Raw genomic sequence first — 18,405 nt, 5'->3', positions numbered from 1 at the left:
CCCAAACGCAGGCTGCCCCCCACCGCCGCCCCGCCGATACGTTCGGATGTATTAATGATCAATACTCTCATGTGCCTGAATGTTTTGGCAAAAGTAGCGGTTTTCTGTGAGAATTCGTATAAAGTCGTGGATTATTTGTACTTTTGCGGCACTATATTAAATAGGTTTTGACATGAAAAAAGTTCTGTTTTTGGGCTTGGGTTATATTGGCCTTCCTACGGCGGCAGTTGCTGCAACCCACGGTTATCAGGTGATTGGAGTAGACGTAAATCCGGTGGTGGTAGATACCATCAATCAAGGGCGGATACATATCGTGGAGCCCGATTTGGCCAAAGTAGTGAAGGAAGCGGTTTGCAACGGCGCCCTCCGGGCAACGACGAAACCCGAGCAGGCGGATGCTTTCTTTGTGGTAGTGCCTACCCCTTTCAAGCAGAACCACCGGGCGGATATCACGTATGTGGAGTCCGCGACGCGTTCGGTAATTCCTTTTCTTAAGGAGGGAGATTTGTTTGTCATCGAGTCTACCTCCCCGGTGTTTACTACCGAACGGATGGCGGAGGTCATCTATAAGGAACGTCCGGAACTGAAAGATAAACTGTACATAGCCTATTGTCCCGAACGGGTGTTGCCCGGAAACACGCTTTACGAGTTGGTGCACAACGACCGGGTGATCGGTGGTATCAATCCGGAATCTACCGGGAAAGCAATCGAATTTTATTCCGCTTTTGTGAAGGGAACACTCCACCGAACTAATGCCCGCACGGCCGAGATGTGCAAGCTGACCGAGAACTCTTCGCGCGACTCCCAGATTGCTTTTGCCAATGAACTTTCCATGATCTGCGACAAGGCGGGCGTAAATGTATGGGAGCTGATAGAACTGGCCAATAAGCATCCACGTGTCAATATCCTGCAACCGGGATGTGGAGTGGGCGGACACTGTATTGCGGTGGACCCCTGGTTCATCGTTTCCGATTATCCGGAACAGGCGCAGCTCATCAAGCGTGCCCGCGAAACAAACGATTACAAGGCGGACTGGTGTGCCAACAAGGTGATGGAGGCCTGCCAGGCCTTTGTGGAAAAGAACGACCGGGAACCGGTGGTGGCTTGCATGGGGTTAGCTTTCAAACCCAACATCGACGACCTGCGGGAATCCCCTGCCAAATATATCGCTTCCCGTATCATCTCCGAATCGAGAGCGGATGTGCTGATTGTGGAGCCGAATATTACTTCGCACCCCAGCTTCCACCTCACCGATTACCGGGAAGCATATGCGAAAGCTGATGTTGTGGTGTGGCTTGTTCGCCACGCTCCTTTTGTGGAGATGCCGCGTGCAAAGGATAAATTGGAGTTGGACTTCTGCGGGGTAAGAAAGTAAAGATGAAGAAAATTCTATTAGTGTTCGGTACTCGCCCCGAAGCCATCAAGATGGCACCGTTGGTGAAAGAGTTTCAGAAGGATACAGAGCATTTCGAAACAAAAGTATGTGTAACGGCACAGCATCGGCAGATGCTCGACCAAGTGTTGGAAGTGTTTGGCATTACGCCCGATTATGACCTGAACATCATGGCTCCCAATCAGGACTTATACGACATTACCTCGAAAGTGCTGTTAGGGCTGCGGGACGTATTGCAGGATTTTGCGCCCGATGTGGTGCTGGTGCACGGCGATACTACCACCTCGATGGCGGCTTCATTGGCTGCCTTCTACCGGCAGATTGCAGTGGCGCATGTGGAAGCGGGGCTGCGCACATACGACATGCTGTCGCCTTGGCCCGAGGAGATGAACCGCCAGGTGACGGACCGCATCTGCACGTATTATTTTGCGCCTACCGGGCAATCCCGGCAGAATCTTCTGCGGGAGAACATAGAAGAGAAGAAAATCTTCGTTACCGGCAATACGGTGATAGACGCTTTGCTGATGGCGGTCGACATCATTGCTACGAAGACGGGGATGGAAGAACAGATACATAAGGAGATCCAAGAGAAAGGTTACACTGTGGGCGAACGTGATTATATCCTCGTTACCGGCCACCGCCGTGAGAATTTCGGCGAAGGGTTCCTGCACATCTGTAAGGCTATCAGGGAGTTGGCTTCGCAGTATCCCGATATAGATATCGTCTACCCTGTGCATCTGAACCCGAATGTGCAGAAACCGGTTTATGAGCTGTTGTCCGGACTGGATAACGTTTTTCTGATCTCTCCGTTGGACTACCTGCCTTTTATTTATGCCATGCAGCACTCCATCTTGTTGCTGACCGATAGCGGGGGTGTACAGGAAGAGGCGCCTTCGTTGGGTAAACCGGTGCTTGTGATGCGCAACACCACCGAACGGCCCGAAGCGGTGGAAGCTGGAACAGTGAAACTGGTGGGCACGGATGCCGAGACCATTGTGGGCAACGTAGTGGAATTGTTGCGTAACAAAGAACTTTACAAGCGTATGTCCGAGACGCACAATCCTTACGGTGATGGTCAGGCTTGCGAAAGAATCGTGAACGCTCTCAAGTAGCGTGCACTGACTGTTTCGATATTTATCTTTTCACGAATGATCCGTTCGGATTCTTTTCCCATCTTTTTGCATAGTGCAGGAGAAGAGAACAATTCGCTGATCTTTTCGGCCAGACTGTCCGCATCACCCTCTTTGAAAAAGAAGCCGTTCTTGCCATCGATCACCAGGTCACGTTCTGTGCCGTCACATACCGAGCAGAGCACCGGCATGCCGTAGGTCATGGCGTCGTTGATGGAAAGTCCGCCCATACCGGCCAGTACATATACGGTAGATTCGTTCATGTAAGCACCCAGCTTTTCCGGGTCGTAGACTGCGCCGATGAACCGGATGGAATCTGTCAACCCCGATTCGGCTGCTTGTTGTTTCAGATGTTTTAGTTCCGGTCCGTCGCCGACAATCACCAACTCGGCATCGGGGAAAGAGTGGATCGTCCGGTGGAAAGCGTTGATCAGTAAATCCACCCGTTTCCATTTCACTAAGCGTCCGATGTGTAGAAGCCGCCTTTCGGAGGGCGGGAGCAACGGGGTGGAGTTTACTACGGTTTCTTTTTCTTTCAATAAGGCTTCCGTATCTGTGGAGTTGTATGTGACGTGTATCTGTTCTCTTTTTACTCCGTAAGAGGGGAGGATCTCGTAGGCCACTGTAGAGTAGTTCAATGTTCCTGCCGTCCGGGCGTAGCAGTATTTACGAATCCGGGCTGTGAACCATTGTTTCAGATAGAACCCTGGACCGGTGCTAAGCAGGCGCATATTCTCGTCGTACATCGGGTTGGCACGGAAGTATTCTTTTATTTTTCCATAGGGTGGGGTTTGGAAGGGGATCTCCCGGATTACCAGTTGGGTGTTGCACTCTTTCATTACCCGCCGGAGCTTGGGCTGAAAGAATATTTGCAGGAAGTAGGGCCAGCCCATGACAAGTATGTCGGGCTTTTCTTTGCGTACGATGTCCGGCAATGCGGGATAAGCGCTTTTGCCGTAGAACATCTTTTTCTCCTCTGTCGTGAGGTGCTTATAGGTACCGCCTTCCACCATTTTTACTCCCTTGCCGATGGTGGCGTTTCCTTTTTGGGGAGTGACTACGGTGATTTCTACTCCTTTAGTGCACAGCTTGTTGAGCATGGCGCTGAGGTAATGCGGTATTCCTCCGAAGGTATAAAGTACTTTCATTATTGTAGATAATTAGCGTTTCTCAGTTTGCTTTGTTTCCGGAACTTTCTGACTTCGGCAGTTCGTTTCAGCAATCGTGTAGTTATGATGACGTATGTACCAGCCGTTTTTGCTTTTCCTTTGACAAGAGCTATTAAGGATTTTTTGACACATGCCAGTACGCTGTAGCCAAATGCTTTCTTAAAAGAATAATTAATATTGGCATATTCCGTCAGATGGTAGATTTGTTCGGAACGTAGGAAGACCTCATGGCTGATTGTCCTGTTTTCACGGTCGTGGCAACCGAATACTTTAGGGGAATAGCCGATGAGATAACCGTGATGTTTGATGCGATTAGCGTAGTCCACATCTTCGCCGTAATGATAGAAAAGTGGAGAAAAACCACCTACGGTTCGCAACACATTGCACGGAATCATCCAGAAAGCGGCATTGACGAAAGGCAGAGGGATGAGTCCGGACTGTCCGTTTGTTTCTTGCCGGATTTTCAGTTCTTGCTTTTTCACCTCTTCCAGATTGCTGAGATTGGAGTAACCGGCAAAGCCTTGTTCCAACTTCTCTCCCGAACCGGTCAGATGTATGGGCGAGAGAATGCCGTAACGGGGATGGCTCCGACTTAGTTCACTCAGTTCTCCAAGTACTTTGGCATCGATCCAGGCGTCTTGGTTCAAGAGGAAAACAGCATCGTATCCTTCTTTTAGGGCGATTTTCATGCCGATGTTGTTGGCGCGTCCGAAACCGAGATTCTCTTTGCTCTTGATAAGGCGGACTTCGGGATAACGGCTCTCGATGAGTGAAACGGTACGGTCTTGCGAAGCATTGTCTATCACAACGACATCCGCTTGCTGCTCGGATTGGCGAAGGCTGTTCAGGCAACGGTCTATCCAGCGTTCAAAGTTATAGGATACGATGATGACTAATATTTTCATGAAATTTCCTGTTTTCGTTCTGTTTCAATGGTTTTAACGAGAGAGTCCGATGCACCGCTTACCACTTTCCGGCAAAACATCTTGCCGGATTGTTGCAGTGCGCTCCAATCTTCCAAAGTCAGCACTTTGATGGATTTCCCATATATAATATAATGTAGGGGTGTCAGGGCAGAGAGTCCTGTATATCCTCCTTCAACGGATAATGCGCGGGCGGCAAAGGGAGAATTGAATACAAGCGTCTGTATGCACAATTCGCTGGGTACGAAACTTGTTTTGAAATAACGTACCAACTCTTTTTCGGTACAAAGTTTTTCATAAACATATTGTGCGCAAGGCAGGGTGATACCCCAATAATCCGAGCCGCAATATATGTCACTTTCCTTATTGCCTATCCGTACGATAGGGGCTTTTCGTATGGGAAGCCACTTCATCAGGTGGCGTGATGCCACAATAAATTTATTCTTTAGCCAAAGATTCTCCCATTTCAGGTCGCGGAAAAAGTGATAGTACACTATTTTGGCGATTTGCCGTTTGTCGGCGGAGCGGGTCAGGTTCATTCCCATGATAAATTCCGTATCCCGATGTTCTTCAAAATACCGGTGGATTTTTCTGTTCGGCCATAAAGGGTAGTCTTGACCGCTTAAGCATACGATACGCGTATACTCTATGCCACTGTGTAGTACGGCAGCTAACAGCTCCTTCTGATATTCCACTTGTTCCCAGCCTCCCCAGCTCACCCAATGGCTTTGTACAAAGGTGACCTTGCCTTCCGGCAACAGTTCTTTGAACGGACGGCTGTCTGCTTTCCGGTCAATATGTACGTAGAAATCAGCATCTTCATCCAATGCTTTAATGAGACGCGACAGATGCGGAGCATCTTTGTATGCTGAAATAATATAGGCGATCCGGTTCATTTCTTTTGTTTTTGAAGGATGGACTGATTGATGTCGTATAGATCCCGATGAGTACCTAAGGCATATAGAGTGGCCAACAGCGCTGTATACAGCTTCTTTTGAAAAGGAAATATGCGCATGGCGATGAAGAATTCTCTTATAGCCAGCCTGTAGCGGTGCGCAAAGAAAGCGCCTACCATTCTTCCCTTGTGCCAGGAAGAAACGTAACGGCGTACTCCTTTTCTGTGGGCGGCAGTGCGGAGCAGTTCGTCGAACATCTGGTCGATCGGATTGTGCCACAGTATGGGACGTATCTTTTTCCCTTCGCTCGGATTGAGGTAGTAAATGGAAGTGGGATGCTTGGAGTAAGCAATGTCACAAGTAGCGTGCAGCCGTGCCAGTGTGATGATATCCTCTCCGGCAGGGATACCGGTGGGAAATCCGCCGAAGGCTTCTATGCTCTGTTTCCGTACGGCATATGAACTCATGTGCAGGGGTGGATTGACGCCCGATGCCATCTCAAAGTAATTGTCAAGAATCGTATCCGTCCCGTCGAAGGCGAACCGGTCGGGTAGTACAGGGAGAAACGGTTTTTTGCCGGGGCGGCAGAAATAATAAGAAGTTCCGAATACTCCGCATCGGGGATATTTCTTTATCAGGCCGGCAATAATTTCCAGGTGATTGTCCGTCCATTGGTCGTCTGCATCCAGAAAAGCTACATATTCATATCGTGACTCGGAAATACCCTTGTTGCGGGCAGCCGATACTCCGGCGTTGGCTTGGCTGATGAGGCGTACCAACGGATAGTTTTTTTGCATTACCAGAGCAGCCCCATTGTCTGTAGAGCCGTCATCGATCACTAATATTTCTGCCGGAAGTACGGTTTGTGCCAATACCGAGTGGATGGAACGCTCTATATAGGCCGCTCCGTTATATAGCGGTATCACGACACTGATAGCGGCATGTGCCGGTTTTCCGCATTCTGTTTGGTTATTATTCCTTTCTTCCTGCTTCATATTATTTCTTTTTCCCAAGCAGTTTTTTGCCGATGAACTGAAGGCTTTCTTTGAAAATGGAGACACGGCTTCCCCACATCAGCAAGCAATAAAGTGCGGCACTGATTCCTATTTTGGCGGCAAACAAGAGATATAAGTTAGAAACTCCGCATGTCACATACCAGGTGATTGCCATTGTTGCCGATGCGATGATGGCAAACGGGAGTATGTCCTTCAGTGCCATCCAAAAGCTTAAGCGTATTTCTCTCCAGACAAAATACTGCCATACGGGTAACCAGAGAATATTGAGACAGACAAAACATTGTATCATCACGGCAATACCGTAAGGATAGCTCACAAGCATTGCAGTTAGTTGCAGCAGGCTCAATACGATGGTGTTCCACATGTAAATGTTGGATTTTCCCTTACTGATGACCAGATTGGAATACAGGGTGATGATGGGCATGAATGCCCCCCAGATACAGAGCATTTGCAGCATAGGGACACAAGGAAGCCATTTTTCCGTAATGGTGATAACGATAAATTCGCGGGCTATGAATGCCAGTCCCAACATGGCCGGAAAGGATAGGAATGCGGTAAAACGGAGCATTTTCCGCAGGACGCCCAACTGGCGTGCCGGGTCATTGGAGACTTCTGTCAGGACGGGTTGTGCTACGCTGCTTACCGTACCGCTGATGAAAGAGTATCCCATAGTGTTCCATTTGTTGGACTGGGTGTAGTAGCCCACTTCCTGTTCCGTGAAGAAACGGCCTAACAGGGTAGACAGAATGTTATTATTGGCTTGTGTAAAGATGTTGGTCACCAATATTTTGCTGCTGAAGCCGAACATCGATTTCAGTGGACGGAAGTTAATGTGAAAGGTCGGTCTCCACGGAGAGAAGTACCAGAATGAGAGATTCACGACAGTGATAAATGTCAGGGTTTGTGTGGCTATGCCCCAATAAGACATTCCGTTGTATGCCATGAGGACGCCTACCGTCCCCGACAACAGCAATGCGGGTATCTGTGCCATTGTCTTCTGTTTTACCATCAGGTTCCGGAACAGATAAGCGTTGTGGGCTGTTGCCGTACTGGATATTAGGAAACCGAGAAAAACATAACGTGCCAGCGGTGTGAGATCGGGGTTATTGTAAAAGTCGGCAATGAATGGGGCACAGAAAAAGAGAAGGATGTATATTCCGACTCCCGTGAGTGTGCTGAACCAGAATACGGCATTATAGTCTTCGTGGCTCACTTTCTGTTTATTGGCCAGTGCCACGGTAAACCCGCTTTCCTGCAACGTGCCGGCTATGGCGGAGAAAATAGCGAGCATGCCTATCATGCCATAGTCGGAAGCATCCAATAAACGGGCAAGGACTATTCCGAAGCCCAGATTCAACAACTGCTGTGCGCCGTTGCTGAACCCTCCCCAGAATAGTCCTTTCGCTGTTTTCTCTTTTAGTGATGATTCCCCCATGATAGTACGTCTGCTTTTTTGTTGGAATATCCGTTTGAGACGCTTTACCGCTTATTTTACTTCGCTGCCGGGCTTCACTTCTTTCAATAGCGAAGTGACGGCCAGCGAGCCATCGTAATTTTCGGCAGAAAGAATCATGCCTTCACTTACCAGTCCGTTTTTGAACTGGCGCGGAGCCAGATTGGCGATGAACAACACCTGCTTACCTACCAATTCTTCCGGTTGATAATGCTGGGCGATACCGCTAACGATCGTACGGTTTTCTAAGCCGTCGGCGATCTTGAATTTCAGTAACTTCTTCATCTTGGGCACCATCTCGCATTCCAATACTGTACCTACGCGGATATCCAATTTTTCAAAATCATCGAATGAGATGACCGGCTTGATCGGGTTGGCTTTGTAATTGGAGGCCTCATTTGCTTTTTTGGTTGCGAGCAATTTGTCTACCTGCGCTTGGATGACATCGTCTTCTATCTTTTCGAACAGTAATTCGGGAGTTCCTAATTGATGTCCGGTAGGAAGCAAGTCTGTTTGTCCCAATTCTGCCCAATCGAAATTGTCCATGTTCAGCATCTTGCGAAGTTTGTCGCTGCTGAATGGCAGGAACGGTTCGAAAGCGATGGCAAGGTTGGCAACTAACTGTAAGGAGATATTCAGAATGGTAGCAACGCGTGTCATGTCGGTCTTTGCAAGTTTCCACGGTTCGGTATCTGCCAGATACTTGTTTCCGATGCGAGCCAGATTCATTGCTTCTTTCTGGGCATCACGGAACTTGAATACATCGAGCAACTTTTCTACTTCTGCCTTTACATCGGCAAATTCTTTCAGTGTTTCGCGGTCATAGTCCGTCAGCTCTCCCGCGGCAGGGACTACACTGTCAAAGTATTTTTTTGTAAGCTGCAGAGCCCGGTTTACGAAGTTGCCATACACGGCCACCAATTCGTTGTTATTGCGTGCCTGGAAGTCTTTCCATGTGAAATCGTTATCTTTGGTTTCCGGTGCATTGGCGGTCAGTACATAGCGGAGCACGTCCTGCTTGCCGGGGAAGTCTTCCAGATATTCATGCAACCATACGGCCCAATTGCGCGAAGTGGAAATCTTATCGCCTTCAAGGTTGAGGAATTCGTTGCTCGGCACGTTGTCCGGCAGAATGTAACTGCCTTCGGCTTTCAGCATGGCCGGGAACACGATACAGTGGAATACGATGTTGTCTTTTCCGATAAAATGGATAAGACGCGTTTCAGGATCTTTCCACCAAGTTTCCCAAGTGTCGGGCAATAACTCTTTCGTGTTGGAGATATAGCCGATAGGAGCGTCGAACCATACATAGAGAACTTTCCCTTCGGCACCTTCTACCGGAACAGGAATCCCCCAGTCGAGGTCGCGGCTTACGGCACGTGGTTGCAGCCCCATGTCGAGCCAGCTTTTGCATTGTCCGTATACGTTAGGACGCCATTCCTTATGATCTTCCAGAATCCATTGGCGCAGCCATGTTTCATGCTTATCCAACGGGAGATACCAGTGGGTGGTTTCTTTCATCACCGGTTTGCTGCCACTGATGGCACTCTTCGGATTGATAAGGTCTGTCGGTGAAAGGGAAGTTCCGCACTTTTCGCATTGGTCGCCGTAAGCTCCTTCCGAATGGCAGTGCGGGCATTCGCCTGTGATATAGCGGTCGGCAAGGAACTGGTGCGCTTCTTCATCGTAGTATTGCTCTGACGTTTTTTCGATAAATTCTCCTTTATCATACAACTTCCTGAAGAAGTCTGAGGCCAGTGCATGGTGCGTTTTTGAGGAAGTACGGCTGTATACGTCGAATGAGATGCCGAACTCTTCAAAAGATTTCTTTATGAGGAAATGATAACGGTCTACTACATCTTGTGGAGTGATACCTTCTTTCTTGGCACGGATTGTGATAGGCACACCGTGTTCATCCGAACCGCCGATAAAGAGTACGTCTTCTTTTTTCAATCTCAGATAACGGACATAGATATCTGCCGGCACGTATACACCTGCCAGATGTCCGATATGAACAGGCCCGTTGGCATATGGCAGAGCCGAGGTCACTGTGGTTCTTTTAAAGTTCTTTTCCATTGATATAGGGATTATTTTTATGATTCTCTTATCATTAATAGCCCACAAAGGTAGGGAAATTCTTTTTTATTTCTTGTTTTTGCTGATAATAGAAATGTATTTAATACGTTTTTACTCTTCCGGGATACGAAATTCTTTTTGTGATCGTGATCAGGGAGTCAAATCGATGAAATAATGCCAGAGGAAAATAGTATCATTGGATATGTTTCTTTTATGGCAGGATGCAAACTTTTCGACGGATCCAAGCAATGAGACTTTGGCTAATTGTTCATCTTCTGTCCAATCTATGGACTCGTTTATGCTGTTTTGCGATTGATAAATCACCCAACCATTTACTTTTGAAAACCACTCTTCAATGGTTCGGCTTTGCACATACGCAAACATTCCGCACTCTTTGAGATGCTTTGAATGTTCTCCTTTTTTGAAACGTTCTATTCCGCCTCGTTCTCCATAAACGTATTCTTGATTGTTGGATGTCTCAGAGAAACGTTTAGCCTCAAACTCCATTATCGGAATAACCTTTGAATTTCTGGTATTGATATATACACCGATATCCGTTTCTCTTGTAGAGCTTGCTTGTGGCGGGTTTTTACTGAATTCATATGGCAGATACCCTCCGTTTTCACAATTACATAAGTTGAAATGGCGGACTAAAAGGTTGCTAATCCAATTTTCCCTGACAGAATCTTTATTTTGATTATAGTAGTGTGGAAAATCTGCTATGTGATTGTCAATGAATGATACAATTTGTTCTACTTCGTGTTTGGGAGGAACTGATAAATCATTCGGTTGTGGCAATTGATATGAAGGCAAACTATCTTTGAACATTTTAGTAACGGGCTTTTATATAGTCTGCAAACACTTCATCGGCATCACGTAAGGCAATAGACGGAAGCCAATAGCGTAATTGCTTCGGTTTTATTAATATAATAGTATTTTTACCATACACTTTCATTATTTTCTGAATATGTGTGTGTGGGCGTTTGATATTTTTTTGAGGAATGACATTTTGTATATACTGTTCTAAATTGAAAACTTGTTCTTCTGATACAGTAAGCAACTCTTTGCCGTACTCAAAATGTATGGCAATGTAGTTTTCGGTATTTAATATTTTATAAGGTTGGAATTTTCCGTTATCAATTTGATAAACACTATTGAGCGTTTTACAAAAAACAGATGCGAATTTGGTTATGTCTGCATTTAGAACCGCTATTTCTTCTGTTTTTCTTTTATCAGCAATTTCTTCTATGATGATCTTTTCTGCCTCAGAGAATATGATATCGTTTTTGTTATGCGAATACGGAATCCTCATAATATCATCTTTGTTGATTGAAGTGGCTTTTCCAATCATGGCTCTTCCACTCGTTGCCAGAATATAGCTTCTTAGTAAACTATTGTTTTCTCTTAAATAATCATATAATGCGGATAACTCTGATTTATCATCTTGAGGCGCATGAATACCGATTATGCCGAATGGAAAAGTCAGGTATTTTTCCGAATAAGCAATTGGAATTCCTTGGTTGCCTGTTATCACTCTTATCAGAATATGCGGCCCTTCATAAATTTTCTTTTTTGTTTTTCTGGGTCTTTCGAAACGTTGAATCAGACATTCGTGGATTTGTTTTTCATCAATGCCGTTTTCGGTTAACGCTTCTACGGGGATAGTCTCTTTTCCGGTTATAAAATCGGCTTTATTGGATTTGTCGCCAATGATATATCCGATACCCACACACCAACCCTCTTTTCTTTCTTTTTCTTTTAAAAATTCTTTTAGAGTGGGCAAAGTGGACAATCTTTCAATGAGAGATGTAATTCGGCCTCCTCCTAATAAATGTGCTTTCCATGTGTATGGCTTAAAAATAGCATCATTTTTAGACATGAAGTGGAAATCGTAATAATCAAACTCTAAAAAAAGTTTATTTGCATTTGAGAAGGTACGATTGGCTATCAGATGTAAAACAGGTTCTGAGTCCGGTCTTGATTTCTGTAAAAACACAGCTGCTGTTGACACGTTCTTTTTACCCCATAGTTTATCTGCCAGTTTGGTGAAATCAATAACTTGCAATAAATTGTATGTAGAAAAGACGTCTTCCTTGAATTTTAAGTCTTTTTGATACAATAACGGTCCGGATGGTTGAATCATAGAAAGTATTCCTCCCGCTTTTAGAAGTTTCATAGATTGTACTAAGAAGTGTAGTGCGGGATTTTCGTCCGGTATATCTATTTCTGTTTTATAACCAAACTGTTTTTCTAACTTTTTAAAATATTCCTTTCTGGCAGGTTCTTTATCATTTACAAACGGCAAGTTGAAAGGTGGATTTCCAATCACCAATGAAAAGTCATTGGGTGGATTTTCCGTTACATATTTAAAGAAGTTCTTTGTGATGATATTATTGTTCAGATCAGGAAATTTCAACTCTCCCCATGTCGGAGAATCCAGATTTACTTCATCTAAGATTGCAAGGGCCAGGCTGAAAATAGACAAACGAATGGCATCTTGCTCAATATCTACTCCATGAATGCTCTTTAATAATAAGTCTTTTAATACCGGTAGCGACGGTTTCTCCAGTTTGCCTGTTTTTTGCCATTGTTCATACCGCCACCATTGAACGATGCGTTTGTAGGCTTTAACCAAGAATATTCCGGAGCCACAACTTACATCGATCAGTTTAAAATCTTTTTGAGGAGATTGCAGAGGCATGCATTCGTCCACTAAAGTGGAGACGATCATTTCGGGTGTGTAAACGATGTCCTTGCTATCGGTCAATAGCTCTTCATATACAGAACTGATTACTTCTACCGGCAGGTGTGAGAATGAATATAGCCGCCAGAAAACATATTGATTGTTTTCTATATTGGCATCTAAATAGTTTGCCAGGTATTTGATTTCTGTTTTTCTAATGGATGTTCTCTCCTTTACTTCTTTTTCCTTGTCCCATTGAAATATCTTCCCATTGAAATCAGAAGCTAATTTATCTAATAAGTCAAGAAGTTTGCCTTGACGGATAACATCACAAAATCCGTTGCATTGGAAATGTTTTTGAAAGTAAGTACTTGCAAAGTACCCGCTCTGTGAATCTTCGTCCCGTTCTTCCAGATATTTTATAAGAAGACATTGAACCAGCAATTTTAAGGCTACGTGCTTGTCCAAACCGGATTCTTTTTGAAAACTGGCATATACCTCTTTAAGGCCACGGATTAAATCTTTTGTCGCCGATTGTTCAAATTGAAAATGATTTTTGTTTATTTCCTCTTCCCAAAATAGGCCATTATCAAAGCTTTGCGCATTAAAATTTCTAATGGCTTCTCCTGTTTTTATGATTATCTCTTGTGCATAATTTACCCTGTTGTAATCGGGTTTTTCTCTTGCGTCGAAAAAGCTCACAGATGACTTCTCGATGATGATGTATACAGGTACCTGATAACCATTCCACATATTTCTGTGTATGCGGTTTTTTTCTTGAGAGCTTAACGGTTTTAGGGTATAGTCAAAGATATATAGCTGTGGCACGGCGGCTCTGCTATCTTGGAAATAGCGGAAATACACAGCATCTGCACCGAATTTATTTTTTGCGGTTTCTAAGGCGAAAAGAATGTCTGGTGCGGATATGGCTTTTGAAAGACTTTCATAGTTTTGAGTCAATAACACTCCACTGGTTCCTTTTTCAGAAATAAAGGAAAAGTTGAGTTCTTGAATTTTTCTTTCAAAGTGGGCTATTGGCATACAAATTCTAATGTCTAAACTCTATTTTTCGGTAAAGATACTATTTTTCGGTATTGTTTTAAAATCATCGGACTTAAAACATGATATTTTTGTTGTATTACCGTTCTTTAAGAACTTGTCAATGAGAAAATCGTATGTCTGATTTTAACATTGTTAATTCCGTTTTGCGGCATATTGTTTCTTCTGTTGCAAAACATTAATTCTTTGCCTGTAAAGATACGTATTCTTGTTGACAAAAAATTGTATTTAACACAGTATTAAATACGTATTCTTGCAGGCTAAGAATATAGATTCATTTACTTAGGAGATGAACAGTTAATGATTTGATATACAATGAACAATAGCATTTGTGACTACTTCCTTGTATCGGGCGGCCCTCATTGACTCGAAAAACGCTTCCTCCCTGTACTTGTCAAATTAACAACTTCAGTGCTACCCGGTCATCGTTTAATCATTACTGAAAAGAAACCCGTCATTGACAAATACATGCCGATGACGGGTTTCTTTTCAGTAATGGTTTCAGTAATGGTTGGCTTTCTGTTTGAGGCTCAATGATGATTTTATTGTTTCACAATCACTTTTTGTCCTTCAAGGAAGTAGACGCCCTCATCAAGGTCGGTCACCTGATTGATTCCTTCATTCACTTCTGCATTACGGAGCAACATGCCGTTTACACCATAAATTTCGATGGTACGTGTACAGTCCGATTCGATGTAAAGGATACCGTTTCGGCTGTATGCTTTCACGTTATCGATGGTTTCGCCCAGCGTTATGCGTATGTCGGTGGCACCACCGCCATTGTCACCGATACTGAACATGAGCGGCGCATTGAGCGACCCCGGTTTGTCTGTAACGTAAGCTTCGAACGGCTTTACGTCACGGCGATAACGTTCGAATACGCTACCGGTTGTCTCTTCCGTGTTGTATGGATCGATGTTCAGGGCATATACCTCCTGTGATTGTTCGACTGCTGTAAGCGTCGGGACAAAATTGAATTTCGGTCCTTCTACGATTGGCAGAACTTCGGGTGTGACAGGTATCCGGTAATCTTCGGCTATGAATTGCACCTCTCCGGTGATGTTATATTGCTCGTCATATTCCCGGTTGTTCGGCATGGCGATAATGTAAGGGGTATGTGCTTTTATCTGCTGACACGACTGGAATCCGTTTTCTCCCAGTTCGCGTAGCCAGAAACGGCGTGTACTTGCTCCTTCTGCGCCGAACGGCAGGAGCTCGGTACTTTTTGACTCGAACCATATGCGGCTGACATCGAATGGCAGTGTGATTGACTCCCATCCCTTGGACACGTTGCCACGTCCGGTTTCCAGACTGAACGTCTTGCGGAATATGGCTTTCTTCGCTTCAAATGCTTTCCAGCAATGGAACGGATATTTATCTGCTATTTCAATGTTCTCGGCCACCCCGTCGCGAATCACATTATACCATTTTTGAGGAACCTCTGTCTGTGCGGTGACATACATCAGGCAGTTTTTGGCATAACTGTTGAAAGCATCGTTTTCGATACGTGTTTTACTGTTCCATGTGATGGACATCAGGTTGGGGTTGGCATTGAAAGCAAAGGGTTCAACGGTGACTACTCCACTGCCTACGCTTACCGTACGCAGATTTTCACAATTACTGAAAGCATTGAGCCGTATGGTTTTTACTTTGTCGGGGATGACGATGTCCTTTACCTGTGTGCTTTTATAGAACGCATTCTTTCCGATGGTTTCCAGATTGTTCCCGAAACTGATGCTCCTTAATGAGTTCTCTTTATTTTCGGCACTAAATGCATAGGCGCCGATTGTGCGCAGACTGTTCGGCAATGCCACCCTGTTGATATTCGTTGAGTTGACAAAAGCGTAGTCGGCGATAGAGTCCATGCCTTCGGCGAAGGTCACATCGGTCAGTGTACTGCAATTGGCAAAGGCATAGGCGCCTATGGTTTTGGCGGGTATATGGATGCTTGCCAGCTTCGGGCAGTTGGAGAAGGCCCGTGTGCCAATGGAGTCGGTGGAAGCAAGAGTGACTTGTTCCAGTGCCGGGCAGTTGTAGAATGCTTCTGTTGCAATGTTCTTTTCGCCGCCTTCTTTCATGATGACGGTGGTTAATTTCGGGCTGGCTTGGAAAGCCTGTTTGCCGATCGATACCGAGCCGGCTGCTATTTCCACGCTTTGCAGTTCTTTGCAGTTGTAGAATGCTTGTGACCCTACGGTTTTTACCGATGCCGGGATGCGGATGTTTTGCAGCTTAGTTCCATAGAAAGCTTTTTCGGCAATAGTAGTCAGATTTTCGGGTAGTGTGATGTTTGTGATATTGGTATATCCGAATGCTTGAACGCCGATGCGTTTTACGTTTTTGCCGATGGTAATTTGGGTCAGATCCGTCCGGTTGTTGAAGGCGTAATCTTTGATCTCTTCCATATTTAGGGCTAAGTCTGTCAAGGCCGTACCGTAAAAAGCATTTTCGTGTATATCGGTTACTTTCTCCGGGATGCTGAGTTGTTTCAAGGCTGTGCAATAGCCGAAGCTATAAGCGTCCAGGGTCGTGACATTAGCTCCGATGGTAACATCGGTCAACGCCTTGCAATAATAGAACGTATTGCTTGGCAGTTTGGTGACACCGGTTCCTATTCTGACACTTTGTAGGGCGGAGAAACTGTTGAATATTCCTTCGGGAAGTGCCTTTATCCCGTTACCGAGAGTGACGGAGGTTAATTTGCTATTTAATCCGTTGAATACTCCGGTGACATCTGTTACTTGATCCGGGATGTTGAGCGATGCAATCTCTGTACCGTTGAACACATCGTGTTCCAGTTTACGCAGTTTTGCCGGCAAAGTGATTGCTTTCAGGCAGCGGCATTTTTGGAATGCGTATGTTGCAATGCTGTCTACTGCTTCACCAAGCGTGATATTACTTAATGTATCACAACTTGCGAAGGCATAGCTTCCTATACTTTTCACTTTGGCCGGGATGGTGATGCTTTCCAGTTTTTTGTCTCCGGCATTATAAAAGGCATATTCACCGATTTCTGTTAATTCCGGATTTAATTCGATCACCCGCAATGAGTCACAACCGTCGAAAGCTTTACTACCCACTTTACGAATGGAGGCAGGGAATCCGATGGAATCCAACTTAATACATCCGGCAAAGGCTTCTGTAGGGATCTCGTTGATGCTTTTGCTTAGAGTGAATTCAGTCAATTGTTTGTTTCCTTTGAAAGCGGCTTCGCCAATGGTTGTCACCTGATCGGGCAGGGTGAATTTCTCTAAGCCGGTATTATAAAATGCATTGGCTCCAATGGCAGCTAACTCTTTGCCGAACTTCACTTCTTTCAGATATTTTTTGTCTTTGAATAGGTTATCGGGGATGGCAGTAACTAAATCTCCAAAGGTCACTTTTTGAATGCTGGCGAATTTTCCGGCTGTGGCAATAATGGTTTCATTTTCATTGTTGATAGTGATATCTTTTACACTGTCGCAGGAATTGAAAGCATCTTCCTCTATGGCAGTCAATTGAGGAGTTAGAGTAATTGTTCGTAGACTATCGCAATTATTAAAAACGTAGTTAGGGATGATCGTTATGTTTTGAGGAAGTGTAAATGTACGAAGTCCGGAGTTGCTAAAGGCATAGTTCTCTATTTTATTAACACTTTCCGGAATGTAAATAGAAGCCAATTTACTACATCCGCTGAAAGCCGAATTTCCAATGGTTGTTAATGTTTCCGGCATGTTGATGGTTTGGAGTGATTTACAATTGGCGAAAGCAGAATTACCAATTGTTGTGACTTGGTTTCCTAAAACAACAGTTTCCAGGTTACTTTTATTGGAGAACCAATTACTTATATAGGTAAGTTTATCGTTGAGTTTTACATAACGAAGATTATTACATTCGTAAAAAGGGTCATAAGTAGATATTTCTTCAATTCCATCTCCTAAAATAAAACTTTCCAAGGCACTGCATCCATAAAAAACATATTGTCCTAAAGATGTGACTTTTGACGGAATAGTTATTGATTTCAAGGCTTTACAATCTCTGAATACTTGATTCCCTATACTTTCTAAACTGTCCGGTAACGTTATGCTTCGTAGGTTTTCACATCCTTGAAAAACTTGATCTTTAAGTATTCTTAAACTGTCGGGCATTTCAATCGTTCTTAAATTGTCGCATTCGTAGAATACTCCCCCCTCTATATTACGTAGTTTTTTAGGTAATACGATCTTCTCCAGTCCGGTACATCCATTAAAACAGAAACTTCCTATTGTTGTTATATTTTCCCCTAATATGACTTCTGTTAGATTTGTTTTACCTTGAAATATACTGCCGGTTAAATCTGTCAGGCCGTTTCCGATGACCACTTTCTTAAGGTTGCTACATCCTTCAAATGGTCCATAACCCGATATGCTCTTAACTCCGTTTCCGATGGTTATTTCTTCGAGAACGTTACAACCACTGAACACGTATTGTCCAATAGATTCGACTTTGTCCGGAATTGTAATCGTGGTTAATGATTTACAGTTGTAGAATGCTCTATTTCCTATCTCTCCGGTTAAACTGTCTGCCAGTATTATGCTTTGCAAATTTTCGCATCCTTCAAAAGCCTGATCCTTAAGTGTTCTTAGGCT

General features: G+C 44.6%; 11 protein-coding genes and 1 pseudogene (1 of these 12 cut by a window edge). 2 read left to right on the top strand and 10 right to left on the bottom strand.

The window, feature by feature from the left end:
• Positions 1–71: pseudogene (locus QVP90_RS18805) on the bottom strand (glycosyltransferase family 4 protein) (it extends 1,232 nt beyond the left edge of the window).
• Positions 72–172: 101 nt separating this feature from the next.
• Here QVP90_RS18805 and wecC point away from each other — a divergent pair.
• On the top strand, positions 173–1,375 hold the full coding sequence (gene wecC, locus QVP90_RS18800; protein ID WP_021937285.1) for a UDP-N-acetyl-D-mannosamine dehydrogenase: 1,203 nt from the start codon (positions 173–175) through the stop codon (positions 1,373–1,375).
• 2 nt (positions 1,376–1,377) lie between these two features.
• Positions 1,378–2,505 (top strand): non-hydrolyzing UDP-N-acetylglucosamine 2-epimerase, encoded by a 1,128-nt coding sequence (wecB, locus tag QVP90_RS18795; RefSeq protein WP_021937284.1) that lies wholly within the window; start codon positions 1,378–1,380, stop codon positions 2,503–2,505.
• Here wecB and QVP90_RS18790 read toward each other — a convergent pair.
• The 9 genes from QVP90_RS18790 to QVP90_RS18750 all read right to left on the bottom strand — a co-directional run.
• Positions 2,469–3,671, bottom strand: a complete 1,203-nt coding sequence (locus QVP90_RS18790) for a glycosyltransferase family 4 protein (protein ID WP_005928374.1) — start codon at positions 3,669–3,671, stop codon at positions 2,469–2,471. The genes wecB and QVP90_RS18790 overlap by 37 nt on opposite strands.
• A complete protein-coding gene (locus QVP90_RS18785; protein ID WP_007479702.1) occupies positions 3,671–4,597 on the bottom strand; it encodes a glycosyltransferase family 2 protein in 927 nt (308 codons plus the stop codon). The genes QVP90_RS18790 and QVP90_RS18785 overlap by 1 nt, the downstream gene beginning before the upstream one ends.
• On the bottom strand, positions 4,594–5,511 hold the full coding sequence (locus QVP90_RS18780; RefSeq protein ID WP_021937283.1) for a beta-1,6-N-acetylglucosaminyltransferase: 918 nt from the start codon (positions 5,509–5,511) through the stop codon (positions 4,594–4,596). The genes QVP90_RS18785 and QVP90_RS18780 overlap by 4 nt, the downstream gene beginning before the upstream one ends.
• On the bottom strand, positions 5,508–6,506 hold the full coding sequence (locus QVP90_RS18775) for a glycosyltransferase family 2 protein (protein ID WP_021937282.1): 999 nt from the start codon (positions 6,504–6,506) through the stop codon (positions 5,508–5,510). The genes QVP90_RS18780 and QVP90_RS18775 overlap by 4 nt, the downstream gene beginning before the upstream one ends.
• Position 6,507: 1 nt before the next feature.
• A complete protein-coding gene (locus tag QVP90_RS18770) occupies positions 6,508–7,962 on the bottom strand; it encodes a lipopolysaccharide biosynthesis protein (protein WP_021937281.1) in 1,455 nt (484 codons plus the stop codon).
• Between the two features lie 51 nt (positions 7,963–8,013).
• Positions 8,014–10,056, bottom strand: a complete 2,043-nt coding sequence (gene metG / locus QVP90_RS18765; RefSeq protein ID WP_007479705.1) for a methionine--tRNA ligase — start codon at positions 10,054–10,056, stop codon at positions 8,014–8,016.
• Between the two features lie 150 nt (positions 10,057–10,206).
• A complete protein-coding gene (locus tag QVP90_RS18760; protein ID WP_005928386.1) occupies positions 10,207–10,884 on the bottom strand; it encodes a hypothetical protein in 678 nt (225 codons plus the stop codon).
• Between the two features lies 1 nt (position 10,885).
• The gene (locus tag QVP90_RS18755; protein WP_005928388.1) at positions 10,886–13,780 is read right to left on the bottom strand and encodes an HsdM family class I SAM-dependent methyltransferase; all 2,895 of its coding nucleotides are present in this window, start codon (positions 13,778–13,780) and stop codon (positions 10,886–10,888) included.
• A 560-nt stretch (positions 13,781–14,340) separates the two neighbouring features.
• A partial coding sequence (locus QVP90_RS18750) for a leucine-rich repeat domain-containing protein (protein WP_288204918.1) occupies positions 14,341–18,405 on the bottom strand: 4,065 nt, incomplete at its 5' end.

Origin of the sequence: Bacteroides sp. CAG:189 (assembly GCF_000432295.1) — a bacterium.
GTDB lineage: Bacteria > Bacteroidota > Bacteroidia > Bacteroidales > Bacteroidaceae > Bacteroides > Bacteroides salyersiae.
This window is presented reverse-complemented; position numbering and strand designations above follow the sequence as displayed.

What these genes read in the sequence shown, in the direction of transcription:
- QVP90_RS18760 (WP_005928386.1), bottom strand. Translation starts at nt 10,884, where the DNA reads ATGTTCAAAGATAGTTTGCCTTCATATCAATTGCCACAACCGAATGAT.
- wecB (WP_021937284.1), top strand. Translation starts at nt 1,378, where the DNA reads ATGAAGAAAATTCTATTAGTGTTCGGTACTCGCCCCGAAGCCATCAAG.
- metG (WP_007479705.1), bottom strand. Translation starts at nt 10,056, where the DNA reads ATGGAAAAGAACTTTAAAAGAACCACAGTGACCTCGGCTCTGCCATAT.
- QVP90_RS18770 (WP_021937281.1), bottom strand. Translation starts at nt 7,962, where the DNA reads ATGGGGGAATCATCACTAAAAGAGAAAACAGCGAAAGGACTATTCTGG.
- QVP90_RS18780 (WP_021937283.1), bottom strand. Translation starts at nt 5,511, where the DNA reads ATGAACCGGATCGCCTATATTATTTCAGCATACAAAGATGCTCCGCAT.
- QVP90_RS18790 (WP_005928374.1), bottom strand. Translation starts at nt 3,671, where the DNA reads ATGAAAGTACTTTATACCTTCGGAGGAATACCGCATTACCTCAGCGCC.
- QVP90_RS18755 (WP_005928388.1), bottom strand. Translation starts at nt 13,780, where the DNA reads ATGCCAATAGCCCACTTTGAAAGAAAAATTCAAGAACTCAACTTTTCC.
- wecC (WP_021937285.1), top strand. Translation starts at nt 173, where the DNA reads ATGAAAAAAGTTCTGTTTTTGGGCTTGGGTTATATTGGCCTTCCTACG.
- QVP90_RS18785 (WP_007479702.1), bottom strand. Translation starts at nt 4,597, where the DNA reads ATGAAAATATTAGTCATCATCGTATCCTATAACTTTGAACGCTGGATA.
- QVP90_RS18775 (WP_021937282.1), bottom strand. Translation starts at nt 6,506, where the DNA reads ATGAAGCAGGAAGAAAGGAATAATAACCAAACAGAATGCGGAAAACCG.